The 16,249-nt window shown below is 74.8% G+C and carries 16 protein-coding genes and 1 pseudogene; 6 read left to right on the forward strand and 11 right to left on the reverse strand.

The genetic code is table 11. The features are described 5' to 3' along the window. The first annotated feature begins 18 nt into the window (after positions 1–18). Positions 19–456, forward strand: a complete 438-nt coding sequence (locus AB0D08_RS25925) for an SRPBCC domain-containing protein (protein ID WP_359892000.1) — start codon at positions 19–21, stop codon at positions 454–456. 49 nt (positions 457–505) lie between these two features. On the opposite strand, the gene AB0D08_RS25930 is transcribed toward AB0D08_RS25925, so the two are convergent. The 5 genes from AB0D08_RS25930 to AB0D08_RS25950 form a co-directional block, all read right to left on the reverse strand. Beyond that, positions 506–1,639, reverse strand: a complete 1,134-nt coding sequence (locus tag AB0D08_RS25930; RefSeq protein WP_359892003.1) for a pyridoxal phosphate-dependent aminotransferase — start codon at positions 1,637–1,639, stop codon at positions 506–508. Continuing rightward, complete coding sequence (locus AB0D08_RS25935; RefSeq protein WP_359892006.1) at positions 1,636–2,280, reverse strand: PAS domain-containing protein; 645 nt, start codon at positions 2,278–2,280, stop codon at positions 1,636–1,638. The genes AB0D08_RS25930 and AB0D08_RS25935 overlap by 4 nt, the downstream gene beginning before the upstream one ends. A gap of 225 nt (positions 2,281–2,505) precedes the next feature. After that, entirely contained in the window at positions 2,506–3,252 is a 747-nt protein-coding gene (locus AB0D08_RS25940) for a hypothetical protein (protein ID WP_233288886.1), read from the reverse strand. Continuing rightward, the gene (locus tag AB0D08_RS25945) at positions 3,245–5,074 is read right to left on the reverse strand and encodes a phosphatidylglycerol lysyltransferase domain-containing protein (protein WP_359892010.1); all 1,830 of its coding nucleotides are present in this window, start codon (positions 5,072–5,074) and stop codon (positions 3,245–3,247) included. Before AB0D08_RS25945 ends, AB0D08_RS25940 begins: the two co-directional genes overlap by 8 nt. Positions 5,075–5,254: 180 nt before the next feature. After that, a complete protein-coding gene (locus AB0D08_RS25950; RefSeq protein ID WP_359892013.1) occupies positions 5,255–6,016 on the reverse strand; it encodes a DUF6585 family protein in 762 nt (253 codons plus the stop codon). Positions 6,017–6,240: 224 nt separating this feature from the next. On the opposite strand from AB0D08_RS25950, the gene AB0D08_RS25955 reads away from it, so the two are divergent. From AB0D08_RS25955 to AB0D08_RS25970, 4 genes are all read left to right on the forward strand, one after another. Then, on the forward strand, positions 6,241–6,735 hold the full coding sequence (locus tag AB0D08_RS25955) for a DUF4383 domain-containing protein (protein WP_051811653.1): 495 nt from the start codon (positions 6,241–6,243) through the stop codon (positions 6,733–6,735). Positions 6,736–6,790: 55 nt separating this feature from the next. Beyond that, positions 6,791–7,630 carry an alpha/beta hydrolase gene (locus AB0D08_RS25960; RefSeq protein WP_359892016.1) on the forward strand — a complete coding sequence of 280 codons (840 nt, stop codon included), beginning with the start codon at positions 6,791–6,793 and terminating at the stop codon, positions 7,628–7,630. Positions 7,631–7,658: 28 nt separating this feature from the next. Next, positions 7,659–7,943 (forward strand): hypothetical protein, encoded by a 285-nt coding sequence (locus AB0D08_RS25965; protein ID WP_051811655.1) that lies wholly within the window; start codon positions 7,659–7,661, stop codon positions 7,941–7,943. A gap of 217 nt (positions 7,944–8,160) precedes the next feature. Next, positions 8,161–9,339 (forward strand): aromatic ring-hydroxylating dioxygenase subunit alpha, encoded by a 1,179-nt coding sequence (locus tag AB0D08_RS25970; RefSeq protein WP_051811657.1) that lies wholly within the window; start codon positions 8,161–8,163, stop codon positions 9,337–9,339. Positions 9,340–9,352: 13 nt separating this feature from the next. On the opposite strand, the gene AB0D08_RS25975 is transcribed toward AB0D08_RS25970, so the two are convergent. From AB0D08_RS25975 to AB0D08_RS26000, 6 genes are all read right to left on the reverse strand, one after another. Then, positions 9,353–9,814, reverse strand: a complete 462-nt coding sequence (locus AB0D08_RS25975; RefSeq protein WP_359892020.1) for a hypothetical protein — start codon at positions 9,812–9,814, stop codon at positions 9,353–9,355. Between the two features lie 84 nt (positions 9,815–9,898). After that, entirely contained in the window at positions 9,899–11,503 is a 1,605-nt protein-coding gene (locus AB0D08_RS25980) for an alpha/beta hydrolase (protein WP_359892023.1), read from the reverse strand. Continuing rightward, positions 11,500–11,805: a hypothetical protein gene (locus AB0D08_RS25985; protein ID WP_359892026.1), complete on the reverse strand. Its 306-nt coding sequence runs from the start codon at positions 11,803–11,805 to the stop codon at positions 11,500–11,502. The genes AB0D08_RS25980 and AB0D08_RS25985 overlap by 4 nt, the downstream gene beginning before the upstream one ends. Positions 11,806–12,049: 244 nt before the next feature. Beyond that, the gene (locus AB0D08_RS25990; RefSeq protein ID WP_033818024.1) at positions 12,050–12,961 is read right to left on the reverse strand and encodes an SDR family oxidoreductase; all 912 of its coding nucleotides are present in this window, start codon (positions 12,959–12,961) and stop codon (positions 12,050–12,052) included. Further along, positions 12,958–13,605 carry a helix-turn-helix domain-containing protein gene (locus tag AB0D08_RS25995; RefSeq protein WP_359892029.1) on the reverse strand — a complete coding sequence of 216 codons (648 nt, stop codon included), beginning with the start codon at positions 13,603–13,605 and terminating at the stop codon, positions 12,958–12,960. Before AB0D08_RS25995 ends, AB0D08_RS25990 begins: the two co-directional genes overlap by 4 nt. Before the next feature lie 150 nt (positions 13,606–13,755). Beyond that, positions 13,756–15,471, reverse strand: coding sequence for a SpoIIE family protein phosphatase (locus AB0D08_RS26000; RefSeq protein ID WP_359892031.1), 1,716 nt, complete (start codon positions 15,469–15,471; stop codon positions 13,756–13,758). 275 nt (positions 15,472–15,746) lie between these two features. On the opposite strand from AB0D08_RS26000, the pseudogene AB0D08_RS26005 reads away from it, so the two are divergent. Continuing rightward, positions 15,747–16,019: pseudogene (locus tag AB0D08_RS26005) on the forward strand (nucleoside 2-deoxyribosyltransferase domain-containing protein); the annotation flags it as partial. Positions 16,020–16,249: the final 230 nt, after the last annotated feature.

Below are 16,249 nucleotides of genomic sequence, written 5' to 3' on the forward strand. Positions count from 1 at the left end.
CGAGCAAGGAGAAGCGACATGGTGGACATCCTGCACCGGGTGGGAATCATCGCACCGCCCGAGAAGGTCTACGAGGCGCTCACGACCGTCGACGGTCTGGCCGCCTGGTGGACGGCCGACACGAGCGGCGACACCGACGGGGTCCTGGCCTTCCGCTTCGGCGAGGTCGGCGGCTTCGACATGAAGGTCCTCGAGCTGCGGCCGGACACGGGCGTGCGGTGGGAGGTGGTCGACGGTCCGGCCGAGTGGATCGGCACCACGGTGAGCTTCGACCTGACCCAGGACGGGCAGTGGACGATCGTGATGTTCGCCCACCGGGGCTGGCGCGAGCCGGTCGAGTTCATGAACCACTGCAGCACCAAGTGGGCGACCTTCCTGATGAGCCTGAAGTCCCTGGTGGAGACGGGGACCGGCGCACCGCATCCGCACGACGTGCCGATCGGCAACTGGCACTGACCGCGGGCGGGAAACCGCACCTGTTCGGCGCCCACCGAGGGGGCGTGGGTCAGCCGCGGGTGCCGAGCCAGTCGGTGAAGGCGGCCAGGGCGGGTTCGGGGTCGCGGCGGCCGAGGCCGATGCGGAAGCGGTCGGCGGGAGTCGCGGTCAGCTCGGAGCGGTAGATGCTCGCCGGCAGCAGCAGGACCCCGGCCTGCTCGACCAGTTCGGTGCAGAACGCCTCCACCCCGTCCGGGCCGAGGTAGCGGGGGTAGGCCACGCAGCCGCCGTCCGGTGCCCGCCAGTCGAACAGCTCGGGGAACCGGGCGAAGAAGGCGTCGAACACAGGCAGGTTGGCGGCGATGACGGCCCGGTTGCGGGCCAGGATCTGCTCGCTGGCCTTGACGGCGATCCGGGCCAGCACCTCGCTCGGGGCCGAGTTGCAGATGGTGGTGTAGTGCTTGGCGCGCTCCAGTCGGGAGCGCAACTCCCGGTCCCGGCAGGTGATCCAGCCGATCCGGAGTCCCGGCAGGCCGAGCGACTTGGAGGTGACGTTCAGCGACAGCGCCCGCTCGGACAGGTCCGCCGCCTGCGGCAGGGTGCGGGCGGGGTCGCGCTCCAGCCCGCGGTAGACCTCGTCGCTGAACAGCCGGATGCCGCGCTCGTCGCACAGCCGGGCCAGCGCGGCGAAGTCCGCCGCGTCGATCACCTTGCCGGTCGGGTTGTTGGGGAAGTTGACCGACACCACCCGGGTGTTCGGCCGGAGCGCCGCGGCCACCTCGTCGAGGTCCAGCGCCCAGTCGCGGGCCGGGTCGAGCGCCACGCCGGTGACCTCGCACAGGGACAGCGGGACGGTCTCGGCGGCCTGGTAGTTGGGCGTCAGGACGACGGCGTGGTCGTCGGGGCCGAGCAGCACCTGCATCGCCAGGTAGAGCGCCTCCTCGGCGCCGGCGAAGCAGATCACGTCGTCGGCCCCGGCCCGGGTGTACATCTGCGCGACGGCCTGCCGCAGGCCCGGGTCGCCGAAGGTCTCGGTGTAGCCGAACGACAGCGTCTCCCAGGCCCGGAGGTCCTCCGGGTCGGCCAGCGCGAGCAGTTCGGGCATGGTCATGGTCTGCGCGTCGGAGGCGGTCAGGTGGTGGCGGGCGGTGAACTCCCAGCGGGAGAAGTAGGTTTCCAGCCGGAAGTCGGGAAGTCGGGTCATCGGGGGTCGCTCCGGTCCTTGAGTTCGGCGAGCAGGGCGTAGACGGTGGAGCGCGAGGCCCCGAGGGCGGTGGCCACGACCGGGACCGCGCGCCGGACGGTGAAGACACCGGCCCGGTCGAGCTCGGCGAGGACGGCGAGCCGGTCCTCGCGGCCGAGGCGTTCCACGGGCCGTCCGCGGGTGCGGACGAAGCCGCCGACGATCTGGTGGACGCGCTCGGTCCAGTCCTGCTCGAACAGCGCTTCCGGGCGGGGCGCGGTGGGGGCGGCGAACCCGGCCAGCAGCGCGGCGGCCCGGTCGAGCGGCGTGCGGTCGAGGTTGACGCAGAGCACCGCCGACGGCTCGCCGTCGGGCCCGCGCAGCACGGCACTGACGGAGGACAGCCGCCGCCCGTCGGCCAGCAGCTTCTCGTAGGGCCCGTAGACGTCGTGCGCCGACGGCTCCAGCCGGTCCAGCTCGCCCAGCAGCGAGGGGTCGCCGGCGGCGCGCCTGGTCATCGGGTTCCAGATCGCCAGGACCCGGTCGCGCCCGGCGTCGTGCAGCACCACCTCGGCGTACGGGCCGAGCAGCAGGGCGACCGCCTGGCACACCGGCGACCACAGTCGCACCCGCGGGTCGGGGATGCTCTCGTCCAGTTCCATGCCTGGACTGTACGTCCGGACTGGACGAAGTGTCCAGGACCTGATCCGGCCCGGCCCGGTCCGGGCGTGTCGTCGGCGGCCGTGAGTCGTTGACCGGGTGAGCGTCCCCGACCGGGGCGCGGCACGGTGCCCCCGGCACGCACCCGCCCGGCCCCCACCCCGGGGCCGGGCCGCCGGTGGCACTGACGGGGCGGCCGGCACGGCACCGGCCGCCCCTCCGGTGCGTCAGCTGCTCGGGGCGCCGCCGAGGAGGTCGACCAGCCGGTCCCAGACCGTACGCCGGTCGGGCGGGAAGCGGCGCCGGGCCTTCGCCTGCTTGGCCGAGCCGTCGGGGTAGCGCCAGCGCGCCCACGGGGAGTCCGGCTTGGCGATCCTGATCGCGGCCACGGCGGCGACCAGCGGGATCAGTACGCCGATCAGACCGGTGGCGATCTTGCCCTTGAACAGGGCGCACAGCGAGAAGCCGAGGTTGAGCAGCAGCACCACGGCCACGGCCGGCGCGCTGTCCTCGGAACCGATGTCGAAGGGGTTGGCGCCGAGCATCAGCAGCAGCCCGATCGAGGCGGCGATCAGCACGGCGTCCACCGACTTGCGGCCCTCCGAGGACCAGTAGACGTCGTCGAGGTGGAACCAGAGCGCGAACTCGTCCAGGGTGAGCGCCGCCCCCGCGCCGAACAGCGCCGCCAGCACGTACCGCCACGGGGTGGCCGGCTGGTAGGCGAACTCGGCTGCGCCGGCGATCAGCATCAGGAAGATGCCGTACACCTGGTGGTGGATGTGCAGCCCGCCGACCGAGACGTCCCGGAACGGGCCCTTCCCGGCCCGGATCATCCTGGTCACCATCCTGGTGACCAGGAAGGTCACCACGAACGCACCGACCATCCAGCCGATCCCGGAACGCAGCGGCACGCTGGTACCGGTGTCGGCCGCAGCGGCGGCGGACCCGGCGAGCAGGGCCGCGCGGTCAGCCATCGGAGCCGCCCTCCTCGGCCTTGCCGCCCTTGCCCGGCCCGCCGGGTGCCTGCCCGCCCCCGCCCCCGGCCGGTCCGTCCGGCACCGCCGGCGCGGTGTGGCGGCGGCTGAACATGGCGGGCAGGCTCGGCGTCTCCAGGAACCCCTCGGCCCGCGCGGAGGCCAGCGCGATCCGCGGTAGCTCCCCGCCCTTGCGGAAGCACAGGTAGCGCGGCTCCCAGATCGGCCGGTACTTGGCGTTGGCCCGGTACAGCGACTCGATCTGCCACCACCGCGAGAAGAACGACAGCACCGCCCGCCACAGCCGCAGCACCGGCCCCGCACCGAGCCGGGAGCCCCGCTCGAAGACCGCGCGGAACATCGCGAAGTTCAGCGAGATCCGCACGATGCCGAGCCCGTCCGCCGCGTTCACCAGGTCGAGGACCATGAACTCCAGCAGCCCGTTGTCCGCCTCCCGGTCCCGGCGCATCAGGTCCAGCGACAGCCCGTCCCGCCCCCAGGGGGTGAAGCTGAGCAGGGCGCGCAGGGTGCCGTCGCCGTCGGTGCACTCGATCATGACGCACTGTCCGTCCTCGGGATCGCCGAGCCGCCCGAGCGCCATCGAGAAGCCGCGTTCCGTCTCGCCACCCCGCCAGTGGTCGGCCAGCCTGACCAGCGCAGCCATGTCCCGCTCGGCGATGTCGGCGTGCCGGCGGATCCGGGTGGTGTACCCGGCCCGCTGGACCCGGTTGTACGCCTGCCGCAGCCCCCGCATGGCGCGGCCCTCCAGGCTGAACTCGGCGACCTCCAGGATCGCTTCGTCGCCGAGTTCCAGCGCGTCCAGGCCGTGCCGGGCGTAGACCGTCCCCGCCTCCTGGCCGGCGCCGATGACGGCGGGCACCCAGGCGTTGGCCCGGGCCTGGTCCAGCCAGGGCTCGATCGCGCCGGGCCACGCCTCCGGGTCGCCGATCGGGTCGCCCGAGGCCAGCGAGACACCGCCGACCACCCGGTACGCGATGGCGGCCTTGCCGGACGGGGACCAGGCCACCGACTTGTCACGGCGCAGCGCGAAGTACCCGAGCGAGTCCCGCTCGCCCCACTGCTCCAGCAGGGCGCGCAGCCGGGCCTCGTCGTCGGCGGTCAGCCGTTCGCGGTTCTTGGGCGCCCGGAAGAGGACGTACAGCACCAGCAGGAACACCAGGACGCCCGCCAGGTTCACCACCACGTCCACCCAGCGGGGCACCGCGACGCCCTGGACGTCGACGTCGCCGGAGAGGGTCAGCACCCGGGCCACCGCGTAGCCCAGGTCGCCGCCGGCACTGCCGGTCGGGTCGGTGTCGGTCGCCACCACCAGCGCCGTACCGCCGCCGATCACCACCGCGAGGCCGAGGACGGCGGTGGCCACCGCGAGCTTGGCGTTGCCGGGGGCGCCCCGGCCCTGGAACTGGGAGCGGCCCAGGAACAGCGCCACGGTGACCGCGCAAGTGATCGCGGTGGAGATCCAGTTGACCACGTGCGAGCGGACCACCGGCTGGCTCAGCGTCAGTACGAACACCAGCGACACCAGGACGTACAGGATGACCGCGAACCACCACGCGGCCCGCTTGCCGCGACCCAGCATCACCGCGAGGAACACCGCCAGGGCGAAGGAGGTGAAGCCGGTGGTGAGCGGGAACGGCGGGTACAGGTCGCCGGTGTTCACCTGGTCGAACTGGTTGCGCAGCGGCGCCAGCACCACGGCCAGCAGGATCAGCGCCGCGACGATCCTCAGGTACCCGACCACCAGCCGGGCCGAGACCCGGGCCACCCGGCTGTCGCGCGTCCGCTGCTGGGCCTGTGACATGCGCTGCGCATCGCCTTCCCGGGTCCCCGGTGCCCCGCACGGGCCCGCTCCCCGGGCCCGCGGCCCCGCCGACCCGGGGCACACCTCTGACTCAGCGTCGGGCCGGCGCCCCCACCCCGCGACCGCTGGACCCCGGACGGGCGACGGCTCGCGCCGACCCGTCCGGGGAGCGAGCCGGGATCAGCCGTTCGACCCGTGGTGAGCCGCGCGGAAGTGCTCGGCGACGGTCAGGAAGAGGAAGAAGTTGGGGATCTGCGCGACCGGGGTGTTCGACCACGGCAGCAGCTTGCCGGCCCTGCCCAGGAAGACGGTGCCGTTCTTGATCTCGATCCGCTGGATCTCGTGCCAGTGCGCGGCGCCGCGCTTGGCGCTGACGATGCCCTCGGCCGCCACGGCGAGGTCGCCGAACCGGACGGTCGTCCCGCCCGCCACCGCGGCCGTCACACCGGGCAGCTGGGCCCGGGTGATCTCGTGCTGGACGGCCGCGCCCCAGCGCTCCGGGTCGGCGTAGAAGTTGGTGAGCTTGACCTTGGAGCCGTCCGCCCGGAACAGCGTGTACAGGTACGTGGTCCCCACGTAGACGCCGTTGGCGTACCGCCGGGTGATCTGCTGGAGCACCGTCATCGCGTCCCAGCGGAACGACGCGGTCGGGCCGCTGCGGTCGGCGACGACCAGACCGTGCTCGAACAGGTGGAGACGCTTGGCGGCCTGCTTGCGGGACAGGTTCGGGGTCTGCACGAGCAGCCAGACGAACATCAGACCCGGCAGGACGAAGCACGCCAGTCCGAGGACCGCGAACAGGACCAGCCCGGCCATCCGCCAGAAACCGTGGCGCTGGGGGGCGAAGGTCTCGCGGTGCTGCCCCAGCCCCTCCGCGGCGGCGACGGCCTCGACGGCGGCCGGTATCTGCTCGTGGGTCAGGGGTGCTGCGGCTGTCGCCATGGTGCCTCTTTCATCGCCCCCGGGAGCCGTGGCGCCACGGGCGGGTGGTGCTGGTGCGCGGATCCTACTGAACGCCGGTCACCCCTCCCACCTGGGGTGCCGTCCCGTTCCCGGCAGCCTGAGCGGCCGTGCGGTGCGCAAACGCTGCAAGTGCCGATTCGGGCGCGCGGTGCGGATCCTGATACCGGAGGCGTTCGCCTCCCGGAGCGGACGGGAGCGGGGTCATGGACTTTCGGGACGAGCTACCGGTCGACCACCGGCTGGCCCGGGTCTACCGGCTCGGCGGCGGACTCTGCGGCGCCGCCTTGCTGGTGTTCGGCTGCCTGGGCCTGGCCGACGGACTGGCCTTCTTCGACACCCGCGGCCAGCAGGTCGCGGGCCTGTCCAGCAACGGACTGCTCAGCCTGGTGTCGATCGTCACCGCCGTGGTGCTCATCGCCGGCGCGTCGATCGGCGGCAACACCGCCTCCACCGTCAACATCGCCGTCGGCGGGCTGTTCGTGCTGAGCGGCTTCGTCAACCTCACCCTGCTGGACTCCGGCGCCAACCTGCTGGCCTTCCGCATCCCCAACGTGGTCTTCAGCTTCGTGGCGGGATTCGCCATCGCCACCTTCGGCATGTACGGCCGGGTCAGCACCAAGCTGCCGCACGACAACCCGTACTGGCGCCACCGCCACCAGCAGCCGGACACCGGACCGGCGCAGCACGTACCGCGGTGACACCCCCGCCGTGCCCGGCCGCGGGCTGTCGGTGGCACGCCCTACCCTCTCCACCATGACCACGGAGTTCGAGCTCGACCTCGGCGGCGGCCGCACCCTGCACCTGTACGACACCGGACCCGGCCGCGGCGGACGGTTGCCCGTGATCTGGCACCACGGCACCCCGAACGTCGGCGCACCGCCCGAGCCGCTGTTCGCCGCCGCCGACCGGCTCGGGCTGCGCTGGGTGTCCTACGACCGGCCCGGGTACGGCGGATCGGCGCCCGCACCCGGCCGGGACATCGCCTCCGGCGCCGCCTGCGCCGCGGCCGTCGCCGATGCCCTGTGCATCGAACGGTTCGCCGTGGTGGGCCACTCCGGCGGCGCGCCGCACGCCCTGGCCTGCGCCGCGCTGCTGCCCGACCGGGTGGTCGGCACGGTCGCCATCGCCTCGCTGGCGCCGTACGACGCCGACGCCCTGGACTGGTACGCCGGGATGACGGACTCCGGCGTCGCCTCGCTGCGCGCCGCGGCCGCCGGCCGGGAGGCGAAGGAGCGGCACGAAGCCTCCGGAGCCGAGTACGACCCGGAGTTCACCCCGGCCGACCTCGCCGCGCTGGCCGGCCCGTGGTCCTGGTTCGGGAAGGTCGTCGGCCCGGCCGTGGCAGCCGGCCCCGGCGGGCTGATCGACGACGACCTGGCCTACGTCCGCCCGTGGGGCTTCGACCCGGCCCGGGTGACGGCCCCGATCCTGCTGCACGGCGGCCGCGACCGGGTGGTGCCCGCCTCGCACAGCGAGTGGCTGGCACGCCACTGCCCCGGCGCCGAACTGCGGCTCACCCCCGAGGACGGTCACATCTCGGTGCTCACAGGCGCCGCCGACGCCCTCGCCCTGCTCCGCGAACGCGCCACCTGAGGCCCACGGACCGGGAGATACTCGCGTGATGGACACCTACCACGGCACCGGGACCCTCGAATGGTGGGCCAACCGCTCGACCTGCCTCGGCGGGTACGAGGTGGACCTCGACATCCGCGTGGACGAGGGCGGTTGGACCTGCGCGGCGGCACTCCCCGCCGCGCTGACGGAGGACGAGCGGGAAGGGTTCGCCTTCCTGATGGCGCTCGATCCGGTCTTCACCCTGCGCCTCGAGGACGGGAGCAGCATCCTGGTCGACGTCGAGGCGGACGGTGACGCCCGACGCCTCGGCCTCAGCGTCTGCGCGGGCTGACCGGCCCCGACCGGGCCCGGGCCCGCCGCGGTTGCCGATTCAGCTGCCCGCGTCCACCGTGGGGAAGTGGAGTCCTGCCGCGGCCGGCGGTCCAGCCCCGGCCTCCGGGACGCCGGACGCGATGCCGCCGAGGCGGCTCGGCGTGGGACGCGTAACCCCCGGAAGCCCGACGCCCCGGCGGCCGCGCCCTCCCGGCCCGAGCGCAAGGGAGCAGCACATGACCGACGCCCGACCCGGAACGGACCGTCACAGCACCGACCGGCCGGCGGCCGACCGTCGCGCGGCCGTCGCCGACCTGCGGCGGATCGGGATCAACAGGGACCACTGGTACCCGGTTGCCCGGTCCCGGAACGTGCCGAAGGAGCGGACCTTCGCCGCCGTCTTCGCCGGCGAGCGGATCGCCCTGTACCGCGGCCGGAGCGGACGGGTGTACGCCCTGGAGGACCGCTGCGCGCACCGCCAGGTCCCGCTGAGCATGGGCGTGGTGGAGGGCGACGCGCTGCGCTGCTGCTACCACGCCTGGGCCTACCGCGGGAACGGCCACATCTCGCAGATCCCGTACCTGCCCAAGGGGTGCGAGCGGCCGCCGCGCGGGGTCGCGAGCTATCCGGTCCGGGAGGCGTACGGCCTGGTGTTCGTCTTCCCCGGCGATCCGGACAAGGCCGAGTCGGCGCCGTTCCCGGTACTGCCGGAGTTCGCCGCCGCGTCCCACCGGACCATGACCTTCTCCCGCACCGTGCGGTGCCACTACTCGTTCATGCACGAGAACCTGCTCGACATGAACCACCAGTTCCTGCACCGCGGCGTGCTGGGCCGGATCCAGCCCGAACTGCTGGGGTACGAGAGCGGCCCGCGGTTCGTCGAGGCCCGCTACCTGTTCGTCCCCGCCGGGGGGAGGAAGGACCGCGGCGCCGGTCTGCTGTCCGCCGAGGGGATCGGCGGCAAGGACCGGCCCGACGTGGTCACCATCCGCACCGAGTACCCGTACCAGACGCTGCGGGACGTGCCCGAGGGCGCCGAGCTCCCGGCGTTCTCGCTCTGGGCGGCCTACGTGCCCGAGGACGCCGAGCAGCGCACCAACCACGCCTACGGCCTGCTGATGATCGCGAAGCCGCCGGTCCCCGGCGTGCTCCACCTGGCGTGGCCGCTCATCCGGCGCTTCACGGAACGCGTCTTCGCCCAGGACCGGATGGCCGTCGAGGCCGAACAGCGGGCCTGGGACGAGCAGGGCGAGGACCGCAACCACGAGGTGTTCCCGCTGATCCTGGACGTCCGGGAGGTGCTGCGCTCCAACGGCGTGCCGCTCGACCCGCCGGCCGGCGCCCCCGCTGCGCCCGGCAGCGGCGGGCGCCCCGGCGCGGTCGCGGAGGCCAACGGCTCCACCGGCCGGGGCTGACCCCGGCGGACCGTCAGCCGGACCCCGGCGCCGGGGGCATCAGACACCGGGTGACGACCCGGAACAGCAGCCGCCCGGCGCCGACCGTCGACTCCACGCCGACCAGGTAGCGGCCCTCGGCCCGGAAGGCGTCGAGCAGTGCATCGGGACGGCCCGCCAGCGTCTCCCGGTAGCCGCCGACCTCGAACCCCTCCTGCTCCAGGGCGGCCCGGATCCTGCGGACGACCTCCGGATGCCGGGCCGCCGGGACATCGCTGTACACCGCGTACGACAGCGTGTACCGGCCGTCGGCCGCCACCTCACCGCCCCGGCCGACACACGGCCGGAACGACGGGCCCGCCGACCCCGGGGCCAGCGCCACGCCCGCCGACCGGGCCAGGTACTCGGTCAGTTGCCTGGCCCAGCCGGCGGCATCCTGACGGTCCATCACCGGCAACGGCTCGAACGGGCCGGCCGGCGGGGCGGGGTGGGACATACGGCCTCCGAGGAGATGGGAACGCGGCAGCAGCGGGCGCGGCCGCGACGGAACGACCGGACCGGGACGGGACCGCCGCAGCGGCTAACCCGCCACCGTCGCCGGCTGCTTGCCGGCGATGATGCGGCCCTGGTTGAGCAGGCTCTGACTGTCCGGATCCCAGTAACCGCTGTGCCCGGACGTGTCGGTGGCGATCACCGTGCCACCGAAGGGCGCCGCCATCGGATCCGCCCCGAGGGTCCGCCCGGCGGCCAGCCGGATCGGATCGTTCCCGGCGGCACCGACCCAGACGTGCCCGGGAGCCGCGTGCAGGTCCGAGGCGTGGGCGGTGGTCATCCCGGGGCTGGCGATGGCCACCAGGTCGTCGGCGTCCAGGCCCTCGCCGCCCGCGGCGGCGGCCCCGACGGCGGTGGTGCCGTAACTGTGCCCGATCACCGTCAGATGGCTGCGGTTGCCGCCCTGCGCCACCCGGGTGCCCCGGGTGAAGCGCCGCATCGCCTCGGCGCCGTCCTCGGCCCGGCCGCGGCCGGCGACCCCCAGGCTCTCCGGCGGGATCTCGGGCGCGTCGTACCCCAGCCAGGAGATCACCGACACGCTCCGGCCGGGCGCCACCGCGCATGCCGCCTGCTGCAGCCGGCCGATCCGCTCCAGCTGTCCCGGCATCCGGGCCAGCGTGGTGCCCGTGCCCGGCACCAGCACGGCGGTGTGCTGCGCGGTGTCAGGGTCGCCCAGCGCGACGATCGCCCGCCCGTCCCCGGCCGGTTCCAGGCCCAGCAGGAACAGCCGCTGCGCCGACGGGCCGCCGTCTCGGCGGTCGAGACGCTCCTTCAGCACCCGCAGGGCGTTCTGCCGCTCGTCGTACTGCCCGTACGTCAGGCCCGAGCCGCGCGGGCTCCCCGCCCTGAGGGCGTCCAACTGCTGCTCCAGGACCAGCCGGTTGGCCCGGTCGCGGACGGCGGCGGGCAGGCCGTCGAGCTGGCCCACCTCGGCGGGGTGCAGGGCCAGGTGGGCGCGCTGCTGCTCGGGCGTCAGCGACCGCCACCAGTCGGCGGACCGCTGCGGATCCGTGTTGCCGGGCAGGTACTCGCCCAGGCCGAGCGCCGCGAACACCTCCCCGGCATCCCGCGCGGCCTCGGCCGCCCGGCCGAACACCCCGGGCCGGGTGAGGATGCCGCCCTCCAGCCCTTCGAGCGCGCGGGCACCCCGGTCGCTGGCCTCGCGGGCGGCGGCGAGCGCCGCGTCGATCCGCTGCTGGACCTGGCCGCGCAGCACCCCGAGCCGTTGCCACCGCTCCCGGGCGTCCGGGTCGTGCCGGTCGCCGGGCTCGGCGGACGGCAGGCCCACCAGGCCGTCACCGGTGACCGGCAGGTCCCACTCGTCGGCCCGGCGCAGCGCGTTGAGCAGATCGGTCCTGGCCTGGTCCATCCGCTCGGCGACGGTGTCCAGGGTGAGCGCGGCGGCCTCGCACTCGACCCGCAGGACGTCGAGGAACTCCTCGCTCTGCTCCATCGCGTAGAACGCGGCGTCCGCGTCGCGCCCCGACCAGCTCTGCCGCAGCGGACCGTTGACCTGGGTACGGTGCCGGGAGCCGGCGGCGTCGCCGTGGGCCGACAGCCGCCGCCAGGCCTGCGCGGCCTCCCGCACACCGTCCGGGTCGAAGGACCGCAGCTGCGGGAAGAGCGCGTTCACCGGCCGGCCCGCAGGAACTCCCCGGCCACCGCACGGTCGGTACCGCGGTGCTGCCGGGCGGCGCGGTCCAGGTTCGCGGCGGTCTCGCAGAACCGCTGCCGCAGGCCGTCCAGGGCGGGCGCCCAACCGTCCGCCATCCGTTCCAGCGCACCTCCGACGGACCACGCGGCCAGCGGCGCGGCCGCCGCCCGGCTCGCCGCGACGGCACCCTCGGCCGGCGCCCGGAACTCCTCGGCGAGCGCGTCCGCCACCCGCGCCGACGCCGCCAGCTCGTCCGGCCGAACCCACATCACATCGCCCACGGCACACCCCTTCGGCCGGTCCTTGCGGTACGGAGGACTCGGACCCTAGCGAAGCCGCGGGGGCGCGGCGTCGACCCCGCGGTGGCGCGAACCGGGCCTCGGAGGGTGGCAGTTGGTGCGCCGGGGCCGCCACGGACAGGGCCGGCGGGCTCCCCGGACGGCGGAGCGGCGGCCGCCCGCTTTCGCCCGAAAGGGTGAGGGCCGGAGCGCGGGCAGGACAGGGGTGGGGGTGGGCCGGCGACCGTCAGAGCGGCTCCCCGAGCGGGCCGTGCCGGTCCTCCAGCGCCTCGGCCCAGTGCGCGGCGAAGTCCGGCTGCGAGCCGTCCGCATCGGTGAACCCGTACTCCCGGTACAGGCCCCAAGTGGCCAGCGCGCGGCCGGTCCTGGCCATCACCTCGGGGTCCGCGGCCAGCGCCGCGACCGCCCGGCCCAGATAGGCGGGGGACTCCGAATGGGCGAAGTCCGGATCCGCGGCGATCCCGTCCCGCCAGGTGGCCTCGGTGACACCGAAGTGCTCCAGCATCGCCTCCGAACGCAGGAACCCCGGGGTCAGCGCCACCGCCGCCACCCCGAACGGCCGCAGCTCGGCGGCCTGCGCGACGGCGAGCCGGATCACCGCCGACTTCGCGAGGTCGTAGAAGAACGAGCCCCGGTAGCGAGCCGTGTTGCCGTCCGTCACCTCGACGACCAGACCGCTCCGCCGCGCCACCAGCAGCGGAAGGGCGAACCGGCTGGTGATCACATGGGTCTCCACCGCCTGCCGCAGCAGCCGCAGGCCGGTCTCCAGGTCCTGCTCCCACAGCGGGTGTTCCCAGTCGGTCAGCGGATCACCACCCCAGACCGAGTTCACCAGCACGTCCAGCCGGCCGTCCTGATCGGCGGCGATCCGGCCGACCAGCGCCTCGACCTCAGCCGGGCTGCTGTGGTCGCAGCGGACCGCGATGCCGGTGCCGCCCGCCGCCGAGACCAGTGCGGCGGTCTCCTCGACGGTCTCGGGCCGGCCGAGTTCGGAGCGCAGCGCGCCGCTGCTGCGCCCGGTGACGTACACCGTCGCGCCGGCGGCGCCGAGTTCCACGGCGATGCCGCGGCCGCCGCCGCGGGTGCCGCCCGCGACCAGGGCCACCCGGCCGGCAAGGGGGCGGTTGTCGTCGGTCATGGTTCCTCCGGGTTCCGGTGGTGAGGGTGCGTCGGGTCGGCTGCCGGGTGCGGGCCGGGTGTCAGGTGCGGGGCCAGGACGGTGTCGAGCTCCCGCCGGACCCGCTGCGCGAGGGTGCCGTGGCGTTCCAGCGCCCAGGCCAGACCCGCGCCCGCGGTGGCCGCCTGTACGGAGCCGGTCAGCGCGGCGAGGTCCGTCCCGGGCCGCAGTTCGCCGGTGGTGACGGCCTCGGCGAGCAGGGCGCCGATGGCCCGGCCCTGTGCCCGGTGGACGGCGAGGGCGTGCCGGTGGAGTTCGGGGTCGGTCAGGTCCAGGCACAGGAAGGCCAGGTGGTTGGCGAAGCGCTCGGGGGTGGTCATCGGCGCCATCGACTCCGCCACCAGGGCCGCCAGCGCGTCGAGCGCCGAGCCGTGCCGCTCCCGGACCCGCTGCGGCAGCGTGTCGGCCTCCTGTACGGACCGTTCGGCGAGCGCCAGCAGCAGCCCTCGCTTGGACCCGAACCGCTGGACGAGCGTGCCGGGCACCAGCCCGACCTTCCGGGCCACCGCCGCCAGGGTCAGCCCTGCCGGACCGACCCGGCCCATCACCTCGGCCGTAGCCCGCAGGATCGCGGCGTCCTCGACCCCTCGGGGGCGTCCGGCCACCGTGTCCTCCCGGATTAGTAAATGAACGTTCATTTATTAAACCGCGCGGGGCGGGACTGCGGCAACCGGAGCTGGAGCTGGAGCCGGGACTCGGAGCGGGACAGGCCACCGGCCGGGCCTCCGAACGGGCCTCCGTACGGCCGCCCGGGGTCAGCGGGTGCGGGGGCGGGCCGCCAGCAGGGCGGTGTCGTCCTCGGCGGGGTGGGCGGCCAGCGAGTGCAGCACGGTGTCCAGGAGCTCCTCCAGGTCACCGGTGGCGGGCAGCGGGAGGGCGGCGAGGCGGGCGAGGGAGGTGTCGATGTCCTCGCCGCGGCGCTCGACCAGGCCGTCCGTGTAGAGCAGCAGGGTCTGGTCGGCGGTGAGCGGGCGGCGGGCCTGCTCGTAGTCGGACAGCCCGGTGCCCAGCGGGGGACCGGTGGGCAGCTGGACCAGTTCGGTCGGCCGGTCCGGGGAGATCAGGGCGGGCGGCAGGTGTCCGGCGTTGGCGAAGGTCCAGCGGTGACGGGCCGGGTCGGCGAGGGCGAGCAGGCAGGTGGCGGGCCGGGCCGACTCGTTCTCGGAGATGAGCGTGTCGAGCTGGCGCAGGATCCGGTGCGGTGGTAGGTCCATCCCCGCCGTGTAGCGCAGCATCGAACGGTAGGTGCTCATGTCGACGGCGGCCTCGACCCCGTGGCCCATGACGTCGCCGATGACCAGCAGCGTGCGGCCGAACGGCAGCCGGACGGTCTCGTACCAGTCGCCGCCGACGACGGTGTGACTGCCCGACGGCCGGTAGCGGGTGGCGAGTTGCAGGTTGGGGTGCGGGTTGGCCGGCTCGGCCAGCAGGGCGCGCTGCAGGTCGAGGGCGACGTGCTGGGACCTGGTGTAGCGCTGCGCGTTGTCGATGGCGAGCGCCGCATGGCCGGCCAGATCGCCGAGCACGGCGGGCGGGCCGCCGTCGGGGCCGCCGTCGAGTCCGAGGCCGGGGACCGGTTCGGTGGGCCGCCCCGGGCCGGGGAGCCTGGCCAGGTGCAGGACCCCGAGGGTGCGGCCGCGCGCGAGCAGCGGTACCACCATCAGACGCTCCGCGCCCGCGGCCCGGAAGGCCGCCGGATCGGCGCCCCGCGGGGCGCCCGCCGCGCCGGCCTGCGCAGGGGCAACGGGGAGCAGGACGAGGGTGACCGCCCGGCCGGTGGCGAGCGCCTCGGCGGTGGGGGAGCCGGGCCGGTGGCGGACGTTCTCGCCGGGCTGGGCCAACGGCGCGGTGACGGCCCCGCGCCGGGTGTCGGCCGTCAGCGCGGCGCGGTGCAGCCGTATCCGGCCCCCGGCCCCGGACGCGCCGTGGCCGCCCGGCAGGAGGTCGACGGCGGCGATGTCGGCCAGACCGTGGCGGATCGCGAACTCCGCGAGTTCGACGCAGGTGGTGTCGGCGTCGAGCGTGGTGCCGATCTCCTCGTCGGCCGCCCTGGCCACCGCCAGCCGTACGGTGGCGGCGTCCGGCTCCCGGGTCGCAGCGCCCGTCCCGGTCTCGGCCCCGGCCCCGAGCAGGGTGGCGACCACCCCGGCGGGACGGCCCCCGAGGTCGATGCGCCGGCACGACAGACGCAGGCCGGGCTGCCGCAGCGCGGTCGGGGGCAGTGGGTCGCTGACGGTCTCGCCGCCCCGCTCGTCGGCCAGCGCCCGGGCCGCGGCCGGTCCGGCGGCCGCGAGCGCGGAGGCCGCGACCGGGCGGCCGGACAGCTCCTCGGCCCGTACGCCGGTGGCGCGCTCGAAGGCGGGGTTGGCGTGGAGCCAGTGGAGGCGGGCGTCGGCGACCGCGATGCCGGCGGGTGTGCCGTCGAGGACGGCGGACAGCAGCTCCAGACCGGCCTCGGTCGCGGCGGCCACGGCTCCCACAGCTCCTACGGCTGCCGCACGGTCGGGTTCAGCCCCTGGTGCCTCATCGTGCACCTGGTCCCCTCTCGTTCCGCTCTCCTTCCGGCCGGACGCCACCTCGGTGGGCCCGTCCATGATCACGCTATCGGGTCGGGCCGGTCTCCACACCCCCGATGCACGGGGTTCGCGGCGGGGAGCGGAACGGATGCGGGCGGTGCCCGGCGCCGATGCGGGGGAATTGCGCGAAGGCGGCTCCCCGGGACACCGCCGGGCAGGATGGTGGCTCAATGACGACGCACTACCTCGAAGCCCCCGCCGACCACCTCCCGGACCCGGACGGGCCGCCGGCCGTGTTCCTGGCGGGTGGGATCACCGGCTGCCCCGACTGGCAGGCGGATGCCGCCGAGGAACTCCTCGCCGCCGATCTGGCCGTGTTCAACCCGCGCCGGGCCGACTTCCCGGTCGGTGACCCGGCCGAGGGGCCGCGCCAGATCGCGTGGGAGCACCGGTACCTGCACCGGGCCGACCTGACGCTGTTCTGGTTCTGCGCGGAGCAGGTCCAGCCGATCGCGCTGCTGGAGCTCGGCGCCGCGCTGGGCGAGCGCAGAGCGATCGTGGTCGGCACCGACCCGGCGTACCCGCGCCGCCTGGACGTGGTCGAGCAGGTACGCCTGGCGGCCCCGGCGGTCCCGGTGCCGGATCTCCTCGACGTCGTCGCCCCAGAACTCCACCCGCAGCGGGTGCTCCTCGGTCGGCGGGAAGACGTCCAGGATGCCGCCGCGGACCGCGA

This window comes from Kitasatospora sp. NPDC048540, assembly GCF_040651175.1.
Lineage (GTDB): Bacteria > Actinomycetota > Actinomycetes > Streptomycetales > Streptomycetaceae > Kitasatospora.

Coding starts and splice junctions, on each gene's coding strand:
- AB0D08_RS25925 (WP_359892000.1), top strand. CDS start 19: ATGGTGGACATCCTGCACCGGGTGGGAATCATCGCACCGCCCGAGAAG.
- AB0D08_RS25930 (WP_359892003.1), bottom strand. CDS start 1,639: ATGACCCGACTTCCCGACTTCCGGCTGGAAACCTACTTCTCCCGCTGG.
- AB0D08_RS25935 (WP_359892006.1), bottom strand. CDS start 2,280: ATGGAACTGGACGAGAGCATCCCCGACCCGCGGGTGCGACTGTGGTCG.
- AB0D08_RS25940 (WP_233288886.1), bottom strand. CDS start 3,252: ATGGCTGACCGCGCGGCCCTGCTCGCCGGGTCCGCCGCCGCTGCGGCC.
- AB0D08_RS25945 (WP_359892010.1), bottom strand. CDS start 5,074: ATGTCACAGGCCCAGCAGCGGACGCGCGACAGCCGGGTGGCCCGGGTC.
- AB0D08_RS25950 (WP_359892013.1), bottom strand. CDS start 6,016: ATGGCGACAGCCGCAGCACCCCTGACCCACGAGCAGATACCGGCCGCC.
- AB0D08_RS25955 (WP_051811653.1), top strand. CDS start 6,241: ATGGACTTTCGGGACGAGCTACCGGTCGACCACCGGCTGGCCCGGGTC.
- AB0D08_RS25960 (WP_359892016.1), top strand. CDS start 6,791: ATGACCACGGAGTTCGAGCTCGACCTCGGCGGCGGCCGCACCCTGCAC.
- AB0D08_RS25965 (WP_051811655.1), top strand. CDS start 7,659: ATGGACACCTACCACGGCACCGGGACCCTCGAATGGTGGGCCAACCGC.
- AB0D08_RS25970 (WP_051811657.1), top strand. CDS start 8,161: ATGACCGACGCCCGACCCGGAACGGACCGTCACAGCACCGACCGGCCG.
- AB0D08_RS25975 (WP_359892020.1), bottom strand. CDS start 9,814: ATGTCCCACCCCGCCCCGCCGGCCGGCCCGTTCGAGCCGTTGCCGGTG.
- AB0D08_RS25990 (WP_033818024.1), bottom strand. CDS start 12,961: ATGACCGACGACAACCGCCCCCTTGCCGGCCGGGTGGCCCTGGTCGCG.